The 20,101-nt window shown below is 40.2% G+C and carries 10 protein-coding genes; 5 read left to right on the top strand and 5 right to left on the bottom strand.

The window, feature by feature from the left end; all coding sequences use genetic code 11:
- Positions 1-378: 378 nt before the first annotated feature.
- The 4 genes from ACIQCO_RS06175 (at position 379) to ACIQCO_RS06160 (ending at position 13,380) form a co-directional block, all read left to right on the top strand.
- A complete protein-coding gene (locus ACIQCO_RS06175) occupies positions 379-4,602 on the top strand; it encodes a S8 family serine peptidase (protein WP_400426791.1) in 4,224 nt (1,407 codons plus the stop codon).
- Positions 4,603-4,702: 100 nt separating this feature from the next.
- Entirely contained in the window at positions 4,703-5,062 is a 360-nt protein-coding gene (locus ACIQCO_RS06170) for a hypothetical protein (protein WP_400426790.1), read from the top strand.
- A 237-nt stretch (positions 5,063-5,299) separates the two neighbouring features.
- Complete coding sequence (locus ACIQCO_RS06165) at positions 5,300-8,752, top strand: 5'-nucleotidase C-terminal domain-containing protein (protein WP_400426789.1); 3,453 nt, start codon at positions 5,300-5,302, stop codon at positions 8,750-8,752.
- 74 nt (positions 8,753-8,826) lie between these two features.
- Positions 8,827-13,380 carry an endonuclease gene (locus ACIQCO_RS06160; RefSeq protein WP_400426787.1) on the top strand — a complete coding sequence of 1,518 codons (4,554 nt, stop codon included), beginning with the start codon at positions 8,827-8,829 and terminating at the stop codon, positions 13,378-13,380.
- 29 nt (positions 13,381-13,409) lie between these two features.
- Here the strand turns inward: ACIQCO_RS06160 and ACIQCO_RS06155 are convergent, their stop codons facing one another.
- The 3 genes from ACIQCO_RS06155 to ACIQCO_RS06145 all read right to left on the bottom strand — a co-directional run bounded on the left by ACIQCO_RS06155 (position 13,410) and on the right by ACIQCO_RS06145 (position 16,939).
- The gene (locus ACIQCO_RS06155; protein ID WP_400426785.1) at positions 13,410-14,741 is read right to left on the bottom strand and encodes an O-antigen ligase family protein; all 1,332 of its coding nucleotides are present in this window, start codon (positions 14,739-14,741) and stop codon (positions 13,410-13,412) included.
- A 27-nt stretch (positions 14,742-14,768) separates the two neighbouring features.
- Entirely contained in the window at positions 14,769-16,238 is a 1,470-nt protein-coding gene (locus ACIQCO_RS06150; protein ID WP_400426783.1) for an oligosaccharide flippase family protein, read from the bottom strand.
- A 71-nt stretch (positions 16,239-16,309) separates the two neighbouring features.
- Positions 16,310-16,939: a sugar transferase gene (locus tag ACIQCO_RS06145; RefSeq protein ID WP_400426782.1), complete on the bottom strand. Its 630-nt coding sequence runs from the start codon at positions 16,937-16,939 to the stop codon at positions 16,310-16,312.
- 262 nt (positions 16,940-17,201) lie between these two features.
- Between ACIQCO_RS06145 and ACIQCO_RS06140 the strand changes: the two genes are divergently transcribed.
- On the top strand, positions 17,202-17,810 hold the full coding sequence (locus ACIQCO_RS06140) for a hypothetical protein (protein WP_400426781.1): 609 nt from the start codon (positions 17,202-17,204) through the stop codon (positions 17,808-17,810).
- A 33-nt stretch (positions 17,811-17,843) separates the two neighbouring features.
- Here the strand turns inward: ACIQCO_RS06140 and ACIQCO_RS06135 are convergent, their stop codons facing one another.
- Entirely contained in the window at positions 17,844-18,962 is a 1,119-nt protein-coding gene (locus tag ACIQCO_RS06135) for a glycosyltransferase family 4 protein (RefSeq protein ID WP_400426780.1), read from the bottom strand.
- Positions 18,962-20,098: a glycosyltransferase family 4 protein gene (locus tag ACIQCO_RS06130; protein WP_400426779.1), complete on the bottom strand. Its 1,137-nt coding sequence runs from the start codon at positions 20,096-20,098 to the stop codon at positions 18,962-18,964. Before ACIQCO_RS06130 ends, ACIQCO_RS06135 begins: the two co-directional genes overlap by 1 nt.
- Positions 20,099-20,101: the final 3 nt, after the last annotated feature.

Genomic DNA, 20,101 nt, shown 5'->3' with positions numbered 1-20,101 from the left:
TGAAGGGCCGGTTTTTTATCCTTCCTTTTTATTTTATTAAAGGTGTGGATTAAATAAATTAGCTTAGGTATTTACTACTAAGATGTTATATAGTACTATATAATTATCTGAAAATTACATAATGGTAGAATAATTAGAATAGTGAATAACCCTCATGGTATTTCTGCATCTTTTCTCCATTAATATAAGAAGATTCCTAGAATCACATATTATTATTGTGTCTGCATCAAGAGGAATACTATTTTCCGAATTCAGATAATTCAATATTGTTAGAAAGTAATAGTGATCCGTTCCTTTCAAAATATTTTATTAAAGGAGGTGAATTATTTTAAAAAATTTCCACGAAAAATTTTGGATTATGAAAGAGGGGTATGGAGGTTGAAGGTTAGAAATTATCGTAAATTATTTAGCAGTTTAGTAGCATTAGCGATGTTTTTTACATTGCTATTTCCTTCTTATGGGGCTGCTGCTTCAAACAAGCAATTAACGAAAAAAGAAAGTCAATTAAGCACGGCTACAGAGACACAAATGAAAAGGCTTATTGCACAGCAAAAAGCAACTTTAGGTCAAGACGCGGTTTTACACCCGGATTTACAAAACTTAACGGGTGATCAAGAGGTATCCGTTATTGTTGAATTATCAGAATATCCCGTTGCCTTGGCAAAAGGGATTAATAAAGTTGCTGGAAAAACAACTTCTAAAACTGAAGAAAAAACTATTCAGCAAAAAGTAGTTTCCCAGCAGCAAAAGTTTCAAACGAACCTAAGCACAAAGGGGATTAAAGCAAAGGTTGGTTATACTTACAATTACACTTTCAACGGGATGGCGCTTACATTAAAGGCCAGCCAAGTGAAAGAACTGCTAAATATCGATGGCGTTAAATTAGTTGAACCAGACGCCGAAAGGCACGCATTGGGCACAAAGGCTTCTGGCAGCAGCGCAGTTAAGCCAATGATGAATACAAGCAGCCCATTCCTAAATGTACCATCTGTATGGGCCCTAGGCTATAAAGGCCAAGGTGTGAAAGTAGCCGTTCTTGATACTGGTATCGACTACAACCACCCAGAGTTTCAAAATGTTTACAAGGGCGGATACAACTTTATCGATCAATCCAAAAGTACCGAATACGCACGAAATCGTGCAGCTAATGATCCATATGAAACGACTCCATTAGATCGCCCAGCAAACAAGGCTGAATTCGATTCTCAAGGCAGTGCTTTCTACACAGAGCATGGCACTCACGTTGCTGGTACGATTGCTGCACAGGGCAATAACCCATTTGGGATTAAAGGTCTAGCCCCAGAGGTTGATCTTTATGCTTATCGTGTACTAGGTGCTTACGGAAGCGGCGCAAACTCGGGAATAATTGCTGCGATTGATAAAGCAGCTGTAGAAAAAATGGATATTATCAACCTATCACTAGGAAGCACTAGCAATAGCCAAACCTCTTCCGACGCAATCGCGATTAACAATGCTGCGTTAGCTGGTGTGACTGCTGTTGTTGCAACGGGTAACTCCGGTCCAAACCGTGGAACAATTGGAAGCCCATCTACAGCGGCATTTGCGATTTCGGTTGCAAACTCGACTGTTCCTGAAACAACCATGGCTGGACAAGCTTCTGTAACTGTAGAAGGTTCTGCACCTGCAGCTTATAACATGAACTTAATGGGCTGGAAATTTGGTACAAAGCCAGCCGAACTTCTAAATGGAACTTATGATGTTGTAGCGGTTCCAGGACTTGGAGAAGCAAAAGACTATACTGGTTTGAATGTACAAGGAAAAGTAGCACTGATTTCACGTGGTACGATTTCTTTTGTTGACAAAATTGCCAATGCTAAAAAAGCAGGAGCAGTAGCGACAATTATCCATAATAACGGCGGCGCTAACGGTAACGGGCCTGCTGGAGTATTCCTAGGCGATTCCTTTGCCTTCATCCCGACATTTGATATGTCAACTACGGATGGAACTGCATTAAGAACTGCTTTAGCAACGAAAAAAGCAACCGTAACATTTGGTAGTTTTTCTGAAAGCAAAACAGCTGGCGACGATATCAACAGCTCAAGCTCACGCGGCCCGGCTAATCCGAATTTTGATCTGAAGCCAGACGTTTCTGCTCCAGGAACGAATATCATGTCTTCGGTTCCTGCTTACGGCAAAGACTTCCCAGATGCTAGCTACCTGGAGTCGTATGACCGTTTCACCGGAACAAGTATGGCAACACCGCACGTTGCCGGTATTGCTGCATTATTAAAATCACAGCATCCTAATTGGACACCATTCGATATTAAAGTAGCAATCTCCAATACTGCGAAACAACTTGATGTTAAGAAATATGATGTATTCTCACAAGGTCCTGGACGCGTTCAGCCTCTAGCGGCAGCAACAACTGAAGCATTGGCTTATGCAATGGACAAAACAAGTTTTTCAGGAAAAACCTACGATAATATCAAAGGTACAGTTACTTTCGGAAATGTTCCAACCAATGCGAACAATGCATCTACCGTTACAAAAGATATTGTGGTAAAAAATCTTACAGGCAGCGCTAGTGATTATACAGTTACTGTACAAACCACAAAGGCTGCGACTGGTGCTTTAGCTACTGCAAACGTGACAGTGGATAAAGCTAATTTCACACTTGCGGCTAATGGTGAGAACACCTTAAAAGTAACGTTAAACGTTCCAAAAGGTGCAGGTACTACTGGAAATGAAATCCTAGGTTATGTAAAAATCACCAATGGTAAAACGAATTTAAATTTACCATTCGCAGGAAGCTTTGCACCGCCAACAGGATTGAAAAGCTTCTCAATTGATAGTAGTAGTATTTCGCCAAATGGTGATAAAAAGTTAGATAGTACTACGGTACGATACGAATTCTATAATGCACAAAAATACACTCAGATGGAACTTTGGGATGCAATTCATCAGGATGCCGGTGTTGATGGCGATGGATATCTCGGTTTATTAGTTAATGCTTCATCTACATCAACAGGGCCAAAAACAGTTGCTTTTAACGGTAGCTATACTTCATATGAAACGTCTAAAGCGGCTAATGCTCAAGACGGTGTATATACGCTTGATTTAACAACCTATAATTCATCAATTCCAAGCCAAATTACGGCGGTTGTTACGTCAAACTGGATTGGACCTGTATTTGTAAAAACAACGGCTCCAACAGTTGTTATGGAAGATACCTATACAACTAAAGACTCAAGCTACAATCTAACCGGATCACTTCAGGATTCTTACGTTGACTGGAAGTCAGTCGTGGAGGAAGTCTTTGGTGAGGACTACGATGTCAACTCAAAATTGCATGCCAAATATGAGTTAACAAACAGCAATGGTGAAAAGGTTGGAGCAGCAACGCCAATTACGCTTGATCAAGACGGTAAATTTAAAGTATCCCTAGCTGGATTAACGGATGGGGATAATAAAGTGAAGATTACAGTTGATGATGAAGCACAAAACTCTGCTTCAAAAGAAATCACTGTAACGAAAACGGCTGCTCCAAATCCTGATGCAGGTAAAGGTCAGTTATTATTAGGTGACAAACCGTTAGCTAATGTTACTTTCAGTCTTTATTCGGCTGGTGAAAATCAAGTATGGTACGATTTCACAACAGATGCAAACGGAAGCTTCACTCATAATCTGCCAGATGGCGATTATAAACTTGATGGTGTATGGGTGGATCCGACATGGTATCCATTAAACGGAACTTACAAGATTAAGAATGGCCTTGTGAATGGAACAAACAAATTAGTTATTAGTGCAACTGATTACCAAGTTCCAACAGAGCCTGGAAAAGTAAATGTTTCAGGGAAATTAACCAAGAACTCTGAGGGTTATGCAAACATTCCGTTTAGTGTTCATACCCTTGATGGAAAACAATGGTACGATACAAGAACGGACGCAAAAGGTCAATTTGCTCTCCTAGTACCAGATGGAAAGTATCAATTAGATGGTATTTGGGATGGAGCAAAAGGCTTATGGCAAGTTTTAAATCTACAATTTGAAGTAAAAGATGGCAAGCTAGTGGGCGGTTCGGAGTTACTAGTTAATGTGAAGGCAATTGAATCTAACGTAACTGGTAAACTAACTCAAGGCGATGCTCCTTTAGCCAATACAATCTTTAGTATTCATACGACAACAGGCGAAGAAGTTTGGTACGATGCGCAAACAGATGCAAACGGAAACTTTAGCTTTAGCCTCAACGATGGAACGTATAAACTTGAAGGTATTTGGGTTGATGCGGACGGTACATGGTATGATCTTCAAAAAGAATTTACCGTTTCCGGCTCACTTCAACTTGACCTAAAGGTTCCAGTTAAACCAGCGAAAAATGTTACAGGTGTCTTGACGAAAGGGACCGAAGCCCTAGGTGATGTCGTTTTCAGTTTCCATACTACTTCTGGTGAAACGAAATGGTATGATGTGAAAACAGCTGCTGACGGAAGCTTTGGCCTTGTATTGCCAAACGGCGCTTATCAACTTGACGGCGTTTGGGTGGCATCCGAAGCAAAATGGTATGTCTTAAATCTTAAGTTTAGTGTTGAAGATGGAAAATTAGTTGGAACCGACCAATTACTTATCAATCTTACGAAGTAATCAAAGGTAGGAAGAGCCGGCCTCTTTTATGAAGGGCCGGCTTTTTATCCACATTTTCTCTCAAATCATATCCATTCATCCAAATGAAAGGAATAGGTATATGTTTAAAAAGTTTGCATTGCTTACACTTACTTCACTCCTAGCTGCATCACTTATTTCATGCTCAAATGACAAAGAAGCCACAAAGTCAAATGCCCAAAAGGAAAATACTGCGAAGCAAAAGACAGCGTCCGTGGCCAAAAAGGAGAGCGAGAAGAACAAAACTCCTAAAAGTGAAGCCCAATTAGCTAGTGAACTTGTTCTGAAAGATACTAAGGTAGTGAAAATCTTTAGTATTAATCAGAAGCTGCATGATAATTACAAAGATCTTGGCCCTTTTTATTTTATTAGAGGTGTAGATGAAAAAGGGAGAAAGACAGAAGTATGGGTGAACAATGGGAAGATTTTCGAAATCAATTAACAGCCTCAGATTCCCATAAAGGGGCCAACTGGAAGTTTAATAGAGTTGAGGAAATAAGCTAGTAGAAATTTTAGAATATTTCTAGAAATATGTAGAATTATGCTTTGAAACATTATAAACTATAAATGGTTACATATACCTAATGGAAAGAGAGGGAAGGTTTGGGGGAAGTGGGATTCCTCGCCTGAACAGGAAGTCTTTTTTTTCAACATTAGTAGATTTGGAGGGAATTAATCTGTGAATAAGATATTCAACAAATCAAAAAAGTGGGTCAGCTTAGTCTTAACAGCAGTTATGCTCTTAGCATTAGTAGTGCCCCTTAATGTAAATGCAGCAACAACGCCGGTTTCATTGGCGAAGTGGGTATTTGGCGACAATAACCTTAAGTCAACATCCGGAATAGCGGCAAACCTGGATAGACCATTGTCCATAACAGGTGCGACAATTACTAGTTACACCGGTGGACCCAATGGAATCAATGTTCCTAGTGCTACAAAATGGGATACCAAACCAGCATCATGGCAGGTATCGATTTCAACAAAAGGTTATCAAAATATTACATTATCATCAAAACAAATAAGTTCTGGTACAGGACCGAAAGATTTCAAGGTTCAATATAGCTTAGACAACTCTACATGGGTGGATGTTCCGGGTGCTGTGGTAACAGTAGCCAATAACTGGACTAGTGGAGTTTTAACAAATATTGCATTGCCTAAAGAGGCAAATGATAAAGATTTAGTCTATGTAAAATGGTTAAAATCTTCCGAAATTAATGTAAATGGCACCGCAATTGTCGGAACCGGTACAAGCCGCATGGGCGAAATCGAGTTTAAAGGCGAAGCAGCAGCTCAAGAACCACAGCCAGATCCAGGTGCCGTTCCAGGCCAAGGTAAGGTTGTCTTAGGCGGCGAGCCATTAGCAAATCTTGCATTCAGCCTTAAAAATACGACTAGCAATATCTGGTATGATTTTACAACTAATAAAGATGGTGTTTTCACTTTCAATCTAGCAGATGGCACATATGCGATTGAAGGTCTATGGGTGGCACCAACATGGTATCAGCTTAACAAAACGATTACGATTAAAAATGGTTTAGTAGATGGATTACATGAATTAGCAATCGATGGACTAAATCCAGCTGAAGGCACATGGAATCTAACTGGATATGTAAAGAATGGTTCAAAAGCATTGAACAATCTTACATTCAGTATCCATAGCACAGAAGGAAAATGGTATGATGCAACAACTGATAAAAACGGTAAATTCAACTTTAAGCTAGCAGACGGCAGCTACCAAGTAGATGGTATTTGGGATGGAGCTGCTAAAAAATGGTATGAGCTCAATCAAGCGTTCACCATGAAGGACGGAAAACTTGTTGGAGCAACTGAATTAACGATTAATCTTGCTGGTGTTTTCAATGTAACCGGAACACTTACAAAAGGAACAACAGCCTTAAGTAACACTGTTTTCAGTCTTCACACAAAATCTGGCGAAGCCATTTGGTATGACACGAAAACAGATACAAACGGTAACTTTGAATTTAAACTTCCAAATGGTACTTATACGATTGACGGGATTTGGGACAGTGCCGCAGGAAAATGGTACGAACTCAAAAAGGACTTCACGGTTAATGGCTTATTCCAATTAAACATTGACGTCTTAAAAGATGGAACAGGTGTCATTTCACCGAACGTAACAGGTGTAGTAAAGAAAGGTAAAGACGTATTACCTAACGTAACATTCAGCGTGCACACAGCTGATGGCAAAACATGGTACGACATGACCACAGATGTAAATGGTATCTACAGCACAACAATTCCGAACGGAAGCTATGTACTTGATGGTATTTGGATCGGTGCGGAAAACCATTGGTATGAACTCAAAAAAGAATTTACCGTAAACGGTATAACAGAATTTAATATCGATGTTTTAGCTGGACAAGCTAACGAGAAATTCACCTTGAATGTTATGCATTCTAACGACACACATGCAAACGTTGATAATGCGACGAATAATATTAACGTGGCGAAGAAAATGACTGCGATTAAGTCTGTTCGTGCAGAAAAACCTAGCGCATTATTACTTGATGCAGGTGATGTGTTCTCAGGAACATTGTATTTCAATGAGTTTAAAGGCTTAGCAGATTTAGAGTTTATGAATTTAGCTGGCTATGATGCGATGACTTTTGGAAACCACGAGTTTGATGTCGGTACTGAAGTGTTATCTAACTTTGTTAAAGGAGCTTCTTTCCCATTTGTCAGCGCTAACGTTGACTTTACGAACGATGCAAATTTAAAATCCCGTTATCATAACGGCCTAACAACTGATAACCCAGCTGGCGGCCAAATCTACAACGGCATTATCAAGGTTGTAAATGGGGAAAAAATCGGTATTTTCGGTTTAACAACAGAAGAAACTCCAACGATTTCTAGCCCTGGAGACGGTGTTGTCTTCAAAAATTATATCACTGAGGCAAAAAGATCTGTTGCTGCCTTGGAAGCACAAGGCGTTAACAAAATCATTGCTTTAACACATATCGGTTACGACGATTCAATTGACTGGGATAATGACTTAGAATTAGCGAAACAAGTGGAAGGAATTGACGTCATCGTTGGCGGTCATACTCATACAAAGCTTGATGCGCCTGTATTTGTCACAACTAAAACTGAGCCAACGGTTATCGTGCAAGCAAATGAATATAACAAGTTCCTTGGAACATTGGATGTAACATTTGATGCAGCAGGTAAAGTAATCGTTCCTGAAACAACTGGTAAACTGCTTGATATTAGCAAGTACACAGAAGATGCAGCTACATTGCAAATTCTTAACACAAAATACAAGCCAGCAGTTCAGGAAAAGGAAAGAACTGTTGTTGGAACTGCTGCGGTTGCCTTAGAAGGTGGAAATCCATTAGCACGTACAAGAGAAACAAACCTTGGTAACTTCATTACCGATGGTATGCTTGCAAAAGCTCAAACGATTAATCCTGACACCCTGATTGCCGTTCAAAATGGCGGTGGAATTCGTGTCACTCTTCCTGCTGGTAATATTACAGTAGCAGATGTATTTAAAGTGCTTCCTTTCGGAAACTCTTTAGGCATCATGAATTTAAAAGGTGATGAACTGAAAGCTGCTCTTGAATATAGCGTGAAGGATGCACCTGCAACTGCTTTTGGCGGCTTCTTACAAGTGTCTGGTCTGAAAGTCACTTATGACAGCACAAAACCAGCTGGTCAAAAGATTCAAGCCATTCAAGTGAAGGGTAAGGACGGAAGCTATACGGCTTTAGACCTTAATAAGAACTACTTTGTGGCAACAAACGTCTTTACGGCTAAAGGCGGAGACGGCTTCACAATGTTCGAAAAAGCTTACAAAGAAGGGCGTGTAAGTGAGCCAGGATTTGTGGATTGGGAAATGTTCAATGACTACATTGCGGCGCAGCCAAACAAAACGGTAAGCCCTCAAGTAGAAGGACGGATCGTAAACGTGGTTCCACAAACAATTCCTGCTGCATCATTCAGCGGTACGGCATCGAATCCAAAAGTATACTTCGGCAACGTGATCGTTGATGTTACAGGTGTTAGCAAGCTTGAATATGCAACTGTAAAAGGTAACTTAACATTAAAAGGCGGTACTAGTGTCGATCTTTCAACTGTAACGGTAGAAGGCGAAACTATTTTTGAAGATTAATTGATGCTATGTAAAGCTCCTGGTAATTCACTGGGGGCTTTATCCCACAAAAAAGGATTGCATTGGAGGACACAATGAAATATAAAACGAAGAAAAGGATATTCAATATCGGATTGATTTTTGCGTTAGTATTAAGCCTTTTCGCTCCTTTTCAAAATGTTTCAAAGGCTGCCGATTATATTACTGTTGCGGAAGCCATTGCGAAGAATGCTGCTGGCGGTAAAGCCACTGTTCAAGGCTATATTGTCGCTTTTGCCACAGGAAGCAATGCAATAACGCAAGATCCAAGTAAATTCTCAAGTGATTTCAACTACTCCATCGCAGATTCACCATCAGAAACAGATAAAGCAAAAATGCTTAATGTTCAGATCCCAGCCAACTTTAGAGCGACACATGGCTTACAATCCAATCCAACGAATATTGGGAAAAAGGTCCTGATTTCGGGTGATTTATTGGCCTATAATAATATGCCTGGATTAAAAAATGCTACATCCATGGAGTTTGTTACTGTAACTGACCCAACGAAAGTTAGTGCCGTTACCGCTACTCCAGAAGCTGGTGCAGTCGCAGCTGGAACAACAGTCACGTTGGCGACAGCAACAGCTGATGCAAAAATTTATTACACAACGAACGGCACAGAGCCAACGGCTGCAAGCACTGCATACACGGCTCCAATTGCCATCAATGGAGCTGTAACCATCAAGGCCGTTGCCATTAAAGCAGGCTTAGCTAACAGTGATGTCGCAACATTCGCTTATACGATTTTACAAGCCAATACGATTGCTGAAGTCAGAGCGATGGATCTTCAATCGAATGTTCAAACAAGTGGTGTCGTTACCGCTGTTTTAGGAAGAGCGATTTACTTCCAAGATGCGACAGCTGGAATTGTCGCCTACACACCAACGGACAGCACAACGATTCAACCAGGTAATAAAATCACCGTGTCAGGTAAATTAACGGAATATTCAACGTTGCTTGAAATCGAAGCCAATCATGAAAATATTGTCGTTACTGGCACAGGAGCCGTTCCGGCCGCTGAACTAGTAAAAGCTGCTGACTTGCAAGAAAGCAAAGAAGCAACCCTATTAAAATTGAAGAATGTAACAGTCGGCGCATTCGCTGGCGGTAACTATACAGCTACAGATGCTGATGGGACAAGCTTCCAAGTTCGCCCGAGCGATGCATCGATGCTCACTACTGGTACAACCTATGAGGAAATTACCGGAGTTCTTAGCCAATTTGGCGGGGTATATCAATTACTTCCACGAAATGCAGGCGACATTATTAAAGACTCAAGTATTGTCCAATCGGTTGTTGCTACTCCTGGTGCCGGATTGGTAAAAGCAGGAACAGAAGTTAGCTTAACAACAGGTACAACCGGTGCAGCGATTCACTACACAGTGGATGGCAGTACCCCAACGGCAGCAAGCCCGTTATACTCACAGCCAATCGTGATTAATAAAGCGACAACAATTAAAGCAGTTGCCGTGAAAGCAGGCATGACGAATAGTCCTGTTGCTAGCTTTGAGTATCTGATTCAAGATGGCGCGATTCACATTTATGATATTCAAGGTAAATCGCACACTTCGCCTTTTAACGGCAAGACGGTTTCAGACGTAGAGGGCGTTGTTACGTATATTGATGGAACAAGCCGCTTCTTTATCCAGGACCTAGTAGGTGACGGAGACCCGAACACCTCTGATGCGATTCTCGTCTTTAAATCTGCTCACGGTGTTTCCATCGGTGACCGCGTGAAAGTATCTGGTAAAGTAACCGAATACTACGGTGAAGGTTATGCCGAGAAAGCGACAACAGACTTAACGATTTCAGAAATTGAAGCAACAACCATTACGAAAAATGGTACAGCACCACTTCCGGCACCAATCAAGCTTGGTGTTGACCGAATTTGTCCGCCGGAAATCATTGATAATGACCAATTTAGTGTCTTTGATCCAGAGGAAGATGCGATTGATTTCTGGGAAAGCCTTGAAGGCATGTATGTCCAAGTCGATGATGCAAAAGTCATTGCATTGCAAAAAGACGGACTAGTTTGGGTAGTCCCTAAAGATTATCCAACAAATGTCGAACCAGGCGGAATGCGGATTACTGAAACTAGTTCGAACCCAAATCGCATTGGTGTCGATGTAAGAAACGGCTCCACAGCCAACAAATCTTACCGCGCCAAAATGGGAGACTATTATACAGGTGCGATTAAAGGGATTGTTAACTACGGTTACAGCAACTTTAAAGTAATGACGCAGGAACCAACGCTGCCAAAATTAACAGAAACACCAATAGTTCGTGCTGCAACCAAAATCACACCGGCAGCTGATAAATTAACGATTGGAACATATAACGTTGAGAACTTCTCAACGGCTACTCCAGACGATAAAGTAACAAAGATTGGCGATGCGATTGTCAATAAAATGAAAAACCCTGATATTATCGGATTAAACGAAATCCAAGATAACAACGGGGAAACAGACAACGGAACAGTAGATGGAACACAAAGTGCCCAAAAGATTATTGATAAAATCAAATCACTTGGCGGACCAACATACGCTTATACCGAAATTGTTCCAGTAAACAATCAAGATGGCGGTGCACCTGGCGGAAACATTCGTGTTGCCTTCCTTTACAATAAGGACCGTGTATCGTTAACTGCAGGCGCACAAAAAGGTACATCAACACAAGCAGTTGGCTTTGAAAATGGCAAGCTTACTTTAAACCCAGGACGAATTGATCCAACAAACTCTGCGTTTAATTCAAGCCGTAAGCCGCTTGCAGCTCAATTTGATTTCCAAGGTCAGAACATAATCGTCGTGGCCAACCACTTTAACTCTAAAGGCGGCGACCAACCGTTATTCGGGAAAACGCAGCCGCCCGTTTTAAGCAGTGAAATTCAACGTCATAAAATTGCAGCGATTGTGAATAACTTCGTGAAAAATGTGAAAGCAAAAGATGCTAACGCAAACGTTGTCTTACTTGGAGACTTCAATGATTTTGAATTCACGAAAACGCTAACCATTGCTAAAGGGAACGAATTAACTAACATGATTGACAAAGTTCCTGCTAATGAGCGTTACAATTATTCTTATCAAGGTAATGCGCAAGTACTAGACCAAGTATTAGTTACGAACAATATGGTTGCAAATACAACTGTAGATATCTTGCACATTAACTCTGGTTTCATGGATGTGCATGGTCGTGCAAGTGACCATGATCCGATCCTCATTCAAACACAATTAAAAGCAGCAGGCGGGGAAGTTTTACCACCAGTTACACCGCCGGCAGGAACAAAGGTTTACAACTTAAACGGCTTTAAAACGAAGAAATTAACGGTAAACAATGTAGGCGCTGAAATTACCGTAAGTGCTGATTCTGTGATTACAGAGGGCATCGTGTTAACAGGTTCTTATGCGAAATTAAGCGGTGCTGGCTTAAAGAACACGGTCATTACGCTTAGCCCAGCCGCACCGGGAGCTGTGATTGACCTTGGCGGCAATGAGGTGAAAGAAGTCGTCATTGCGAACGCGAATATCAGTCAAATCAGAGGCGTTGAAAAGGTTCAGAAGTGGACAGTGAAAGATGGCGTCGACACTTCTAGCATCAAATTTACAAAGGTTAGCGGTGAAGTGATTCCGGCTCCGGTATCTCCACCAAAAGCGAATCAAGCACCCGTTGTAGCGAAAGCATTACCAAATGTTTCTGTTCAAGTTGGTGCACCCGTTTCAATTAATTTAAATGACCATTTTTCCGACCCAGATGGCGACGTATTAACATACACTGCCACTGCCGGCACTATTCAGGGATCGACGTTAACGGTTCCAACTGCTGCGGAAGGAACGGTCAATGTGACGGTTACAGCAAATGACGGCACGAAAACGGTTAGTGCCACATTTACGGTAACAGTTTCGGCAGCAACCGGAGGTAATGTGGAAGCCTATTACCAACCGGCAGCCGGTAAAACAGGCGCTGACCTGAAGCTTGCGTTACACAATATTATTAAGGTACAAAAGAAATTAACGTATGCTGCGGTAACAGACGCATTAAAGAAAACAGATGAAGATCCCAACAATCCGAACAATGTCATCCTGCTTTACACTGGCCGTTCACAAGCAAAAACGACGTTTGGTTCAGGTGTAAATGACTGGAATCGTGAACATGTTTGGGCAAAATCTCATGGTAACTTTGGAACAAATGTTGGCCCGGGAACAGATATTCACCATTTACGGCCAGCTGATGCATCTGTCAACAGCACACGAGGTCATTTAGATTTTGATAACGGTGGCAACAAAACGATCGGCGAGTGTCCAGGATGTAAATATGATAGCGATTCTTTTGAGCCGCCAGATCGTGTAAAAGGCGACATCGCGAGAATGCTCATGTATATGGATGTTCGCTATGAGGGCGATGGCGGCGAGATCGATCTTGAGCTTGCAGACAAGGTGAATACCTATCCAACTCCATTCCATGGTAAGAAATCTGTCCTGCTGCAATGGAGCAAAATGGATCCACCAGATGCCTTTGAAAAGCACAGAAACGATGTCATTGAATCCATTCAAGGCAATCGTAATCCATTCATCGATCACCCTGAATGGGCAGACTCAATCTGGCCTGCTAGCTAATACGAAATCAAAAAAGAGCACCTGCTATCCTAATGAAGCAGGTGCTTTTTCAATACATTTTTTGAGGCTTGATTAATAATGATTGTACATAGCCCCATGAGGAACCATAGGTATCTCCAATGCAAGGTGTCTAAAAAGAAACTGTTAATGATTACACCGATATATACAGATAGGAATAAATAAACGGGAAGATTCCAGACTTCCTTTTTACGATAGTAGAAAAGGAAGGTTAAAGTATAAAGAACTCCAATTGCAAAGAAAAGAAAAGAAATCCACCCATTTTCAGCTATGATTCGTACAAATAAATTATGAGTTGCATAGCCAAAATGTATTTCAAATTGTCCTGGGCCAATTCCAAATAGATGAGTTGATCCTAAAAGAATCCCTTGGCGCTGATAAAAGAAACGGTCCGTATCATAGGATTGTAAGACATCTGTGGAATCTGAAAATCGAATTAAGATATAATGTAGGATTGAATCACCAACCACTAACATCAATACTGCAGCTATAATGCCCATTACCCCTACTAACATTGTAATTTGTCTGTACTTTTTTTTATATAAAATAGTGTAAAAGAGGTAGATGACTATCACAATGCCAAAATTCAATATTGCTGCCCTTGACATTCCAGCTAATAAGACCCCAATCACTAAACCTGCTAAAGAACAAAAAGCAATATATTTAATTGAAAAACAGTGATAGGAAAAGGCTTTTTCGATAAGTAGGACAATTGCTAGGATTAAAAAGGGAGAAAAGTCATTCGGATCCATAAAAAATCCCTGTGCACGAACACCCTGAAACCAGGTTCCAATGTCACCAATTATCCCTGCTTTTTGGACAATCACAGCCAATGTTGAAAATAAAACTGTACATATATAGCCCCAGAGGATTGAATAGAATTCCCTCCTTGTTCGAATGGTAATAGAAAGAAAATAGTAGATGGCAATCATAAATACGGTATGGATAAAGTAGAGTACCGCTTCATGGATATTATTACTGCTAAGCACTGACAGCATTGAAACGATTATAAAAAGCAATAATGAATAATTAATAAAGCGGATATCCACCATCGCCTGTAACTTTCGCTTCTTTCCAATAAAGAAAAGTCCTGCAACGATGACAAAAAGTAGGTCAAAAAGTTTAATATCTGTGTTCATAATCCCAAAGCTGCTGAAGAATACGAATAAAATAAAAGCCCCTTTATACGTGTAAGTATAATAAATAAAGGCAGGTAAAAGAATTAGTCCAATAAACAGTAACCCTACACGAACAAAAGAAGGATCTTTAGATATGATGATTAGAATTCCAATCAAAATGATTAGCAATACTGAACAAAGAATATAGGTTTTCTTGATGGCCATTTTCCTTACTCCCTCTATCGGTCTTGTTTATGAAATTATCTCTTTTAATGTATTTTTCCAAAAGAAAAATACTACTCCCAAGTATATAAGGAAAAAAGGTAAACCTATAATCATGCTGATTAGCGGCGGAGTTCCCTCTAAAAGCTTTATTTTTAGCGCGAGAAAAGGGATTGCAAGAATCATAACTAGTAATGTTACCTTTACTAGTGCCATCCATGGTATTTTCCACTTAATGAACTTAATGGAAAAGATAAATAGTAATCCGCTATAAACGATGAATCCTATTGTTGTCGAGATGGCTGCCCCAATAAAGCTCCATTTGGGAATAAAATAAAGATTAAGGACAAAATTCAAAATTGCCGCCACCGCAACAAAATAAAACATTTCCTTCGTCCGTTTAGCAATCTGGTAGGTTAGTTGTCCATATAGTCCAATATTCCAGGCAAAAAAGCCAAAAATCAAAATAGGGATAATTATTGCTCCATTAGTAAATTGATTCCCCAATAAGAGTTCACTTACTTCATTTCGATAGATAGAAAAATAGACGCCAAAAGGCATAGCAATAACGATAAATAGGTGGGTAAAACCTGAGATTCTCTGTTCGATATGCTCTTTATTACTGTGCTGTTGTATTTCGTTCATCATAATTGGTTGAATGGCAAAGAACAATGGATTACATATTAAGGCAATGGCTTGTACTGCAATCGTAAAATTTGCTGAGTAAATCCCTACTTCATGTGAAGAGTGGAAATATTCAATCATAAAACGGTCGGTAAGATTCATGACGGTTGTTCCAATATACCAACCGATCAATGGAAATCCATATTTCCAAAATTTTTTTACAAATTCAATAAAAGAATCTTTTGCAGCCTTCAAAGGGACAAACATTTTTTGAGCTTCAACATACCTAAGCATCGGGAGTGTTACCAAGATTTGAGCAACTGAGGTTCCCCAGATAAAAGAAACAGGCGTAAACTGAAAATACAATACAAAAATAACAATGATGACTAACTTCATTAAGGATTGAATAACATTCAAATTCCGAAATTGCTTTGATTGTAAATCAGCCTGATATACTCCTCCTAAAACCATAAAGTAAATGGAGCTAATAATCAGGAAGACAGAAGACCAATAATACTCTTGATAAGCTATTAAGAAAGAAGGGAAGAAAAGAAAAAGAATACTTACCATCAGAAGAAAGCCTATTGAAATAAAAAGAAGCAGATAATTCAAATTACGATTAAACTCTATGTTAGTACCACTATTATTGTATTCTGGCCGAAATCTTTGAACCGACAATACAATCCACTGTGCCAGAAAAGAGGAAAGGATAATGGTTGTATTTACTACAATGGTATAGATACCATATTCTTTTGGTGAAAAAAATCTAGTAAATACCATTAATAAGATAATATTAATGAGGGCAGGGGCTAGAAATACAGGAATATAGATAATGGTATCCCGGCTAATGCGACTCTTTTTTGTAATTAAAGACATGATGACTTTTTCCCCTTATTCAAGCTAAAATAGACCTATATTGTCACTGCACACATATATTTCACCGTGTCTTATCTCCAACCTTTGGCGAATAAAATAACGGGAATTGATTTCAAGATAATCTTACAATCTAGTAATATAGAAAAGTTATAAATATAGTATAAATCAAGTTCTAATTTTTCCTTTGGTTCAATCTCATATCCGCCGTTAATTTGCGCCCATCCTGTAATCCCAGGCTTTACCTGTAGACGCTTACGAAAATCAGGAACATTTTTTTCAAAATGCTTGATAAAAATCGATCTCTCCGGTCGAGGGCCAATAATCGACATTTCCCCGCGAAGTATATTTAGAAATTGCGGAATTTCATCAATTCGATATTTGCGTAGATAATAGCCAACGCTTGTAATCCTTGAATCATTTTGATTTGCCCATTGTGGTCCATTCTTCTCAGCGTCGATTTTCATAGATCTAAATTTTAAAATGAAAAAGGGCTTTCCATTTAACCCAATCCGTTCCTGCTTGTAAAAAATAGGACCAGGAGAATCTAGCTTAATAAAAATTGCAACCGTTATCAATAATGGGAAAAGGATGATTAATGAACAAAGACTAAAGAAACTATCGATTGATTGTTTAATAAAAAAATATACAGGTTTATTTCTGCTGTTGGCAATTACTAGTCTTAGTCCATTAATTACTTTCAACTCTTTCACCCTTTGTAGTTGAAATTAGAGAATTATCATTATCTTAACAGAGCTTATAAAAGAAACATGAGTATCTCTACCTATTGTACTATAAATATGCTCTTTTTGTCTTTCATCCTTTTGAAAAAGAGGACATAAGAGGTGTCTGTCACCGCTCGATTTTGTCGATGGGAGTGATCGTTATTTTCATTGAAGTAAGCGGGTACAACGGGGTATAATCAAGTAAGGGGAATATTTTGAATAATTTAGTAGGGGGAAAAGTATGAAGCTGTATGGAAAGATCATCCTTGTTTTGATGTTATCGGTAGCGTTAATAGGATTAAGCGGCTGTTTTGGAAAAGAGAAAGAGTCGAATGCTGCTGATAAAAAGGTTGCAGCGACAAAAACGGCTGATAAAGCCACGAAAGAAAACAAAAGCACAGATCAAGAAAATCAGGCAGCCAAAAGCACGGACCAAGACAACAAAGCAACCCAAAGCACGGATCAAGCAACTAAATCATCACAAAATACCGATACAAGCAAACAAGCATCTAAAAACGACAGTAGTGCGAACAAGACAACACCATCGACTAATAAGACTGATAAGACCGCACAAAACACGGATAGCAGCAAGAAGCCTGCACAAAATACGACTCCAGCAAATACGAATCCCTCTAAGGACCAAACGGTTGGAGATAAGGAGATTACGGATTTTGTCCTAGCAAATACTAGAATCGTGCAAATTTCTAATATTAGCAGACGTACCAATGAGAAATACCCTAATTTAGGTCCGTTTTTTGTTGTCAGGGGAATGGATTTAAGAGGAGAAGCAAGCGAAGTTTGGATAAAAGATATGAAGATTTTCGAAATGGTAACTCAAGCAAATAAGTAATTAAAAAGGAAAACGATAGAACCCGTATGGGGCCTATCGTTTTCCTTTTAAATAGACCTGCTCTGTTTGTTGACACATATGCTCCACCGTAAACCTGTTCGCAAGTTCCAAATAGTACCTTCCTATTTCCTCACGATACGAATCATTTACTAGTAAAGAAATCAGCCGCTGGTACATTGCTTCATCATCATTTATTTCTACTAAAAGGTTCTTCGTCCCGTGGGGGTCGATTACTTCCTTAACGCCGCCAACATCTGTACTGATAACTGGAATTCCCCTGCCACACGCCTCTAGCAAGACATAGGGAAGCCCTTCTTTATGAGAGGTAATCACCATGATATCCATTTGGTCCATCCATTCGAGCACATTGTCCTGATTGCCTTTTAACTTGATGATGGATTCAAGGTTTTGCGTTTTGATTTCGTTTTGATAATGACCATATAACGGGCCATCGCCAATCAGCCAAAACTCGACATTTTGCCCTCTGAATCGGGAAGCGACCCTAAGGAGCATATCCAAATTTTTTTCCGAGGCAAAGCGGCCAACAAAGCCAATAATCTTGGAATCACGGTTGCGGAGTCTTTGCTGCATTTTCTCCCATTTTGCAATCGAAATGATTTGCTTCCCAGGAATCCCATTATGGATAACAGACATTTTCTTTCGATTGATTCCATGGGCGATTCCTTGTTTAAAATCAAAGCTTGACACCGTGATAATATCAGTAGAAACCCAGCTGAATACCTTCTCAAGCAAAAGATAAAGTCTGCGCTTTTTCGATGATAGGGTGGGATCCGTGAACACAAAGCCATGGGCCGTATAAATATTTTTATCGATTCTATTGAAGAAACCAGCCAATCTCGCAATGATCCCCGCGATTGAACTGTGTGAATGAACAAGATGATACTTTCCTTTTTTCATAAAAACAAATAGTTTCCATAACGCCTTTGTATCTTCCCATATCTTAATGGTCCTTGGAATAGGTATCACGGCAGTCTCAATTTTCTGCTTCGCTAACTCTTCCTTTAGAGGTCCCTCTTCGCCGAGAACGACATGGACTTCATGCCCCTTTTGTGAAAACCATTCCGTCAAATATAGTAGATGTTTTTGAGCGCCGCCGATATCCGCACCGGTAATACAATAGAGGATTTTCATTAGACAACGGTGTTAATGACACCTGCAACTCCTTTGATAAATGATTTTCTCGTAAAATGGGCTTCGTACCTTGCACGCGCTTGTTGTCCCATCTGTTCAGAAAGCGCTGGATGTTCAAGCAGCAGCGTTAGCTTTTCGATGAGTTCGTCGACACTTCCGGGCTTAATGATAAAGCCGGTTTTTCCGTCTTCAATTAATTCCGGGACACCGCCGACATTGGTCGAAATAGCTGGCAGCCCTGAAGCCATGGCTTCAATAATCGATAGCGGCAGTCCTTCGGTATCCGATGGCAAAATGAAAACAGTTGAAGTTTGTAAAAGCTCCCAAGGATTTTCAACCCAGCCGAGGAAGTTGACAGTGCCTGCGAGCCCCAATTTACGCACTTGTTCGTGCAAGGAATGTCTATAGTCTTCTGGATGCCATGGAGGTTTCTCCCCGATAATATTCAGCTGAACGTTATAGCCCATTTTTTGCAGCCGGGCAGCAGCTAAAATCGCCAGGTCTTGGCGTTTTCCTTCAATAATCGTTCCTACCATGGTGATCGTAAAGGTTGAATTGTCCTTCTTTCGTTCGGGTAATCGGGTTGTCAGCTCGACACCATTATGAACCACGCTGAATTTAGCCTTTTGTTTTGGAAATTGCTGCTTGTAGCGTTCTGCTAATGTGTTTGAAACGACAATAATTTTATCGGCGGCGGCAACACTTATTTTTCCTAAAAGATTATTCAGCTGTTCCTCCCCATGGAGATGCCAGATGACCTTTCGTCCAAACAGTTTCGCCAGCCAGCCAATCAGGAGCTGGGAGCGGAATTGACTCGTATATACCAGATCAATCCGATTCTTGCGCAAGAAGGTAATAACTTTAAAGAAATGAGGGAGCATATTGAATCCCTGCGAGAGGTAAAAGAATGCGCCCGTTTTGACTTGTCCTTTTCGAATCTTATTGACGGCATTATGGATGGGAATTAGTGTAACGGCTTTGCCTGCAGCGCTTACACGGCCGTTCATCGGTCCGTCTGTTGAAGTCACAAAATACGTATTTAGTGAACTGTTGTCAAGCGCAGTGAGAAGCTCAAGTTCGCACTTCTGTGCTCCTCCCCATTCCGGACGGCTTTCGTAAAAGAGAATCCGTTTCACTTT

Origin of the sequence: Neobacillus sp. NPDC093127 (assembly GCF_044754175.1) — a bacterium.
GTDB lineage: Bacteria > Bacillota > Bacilli > Bacillales > Cytobacillaceae > Neobacillus.
This window is presented reverse-complemented; position numbering and strand designations above follow the sequence as displayed.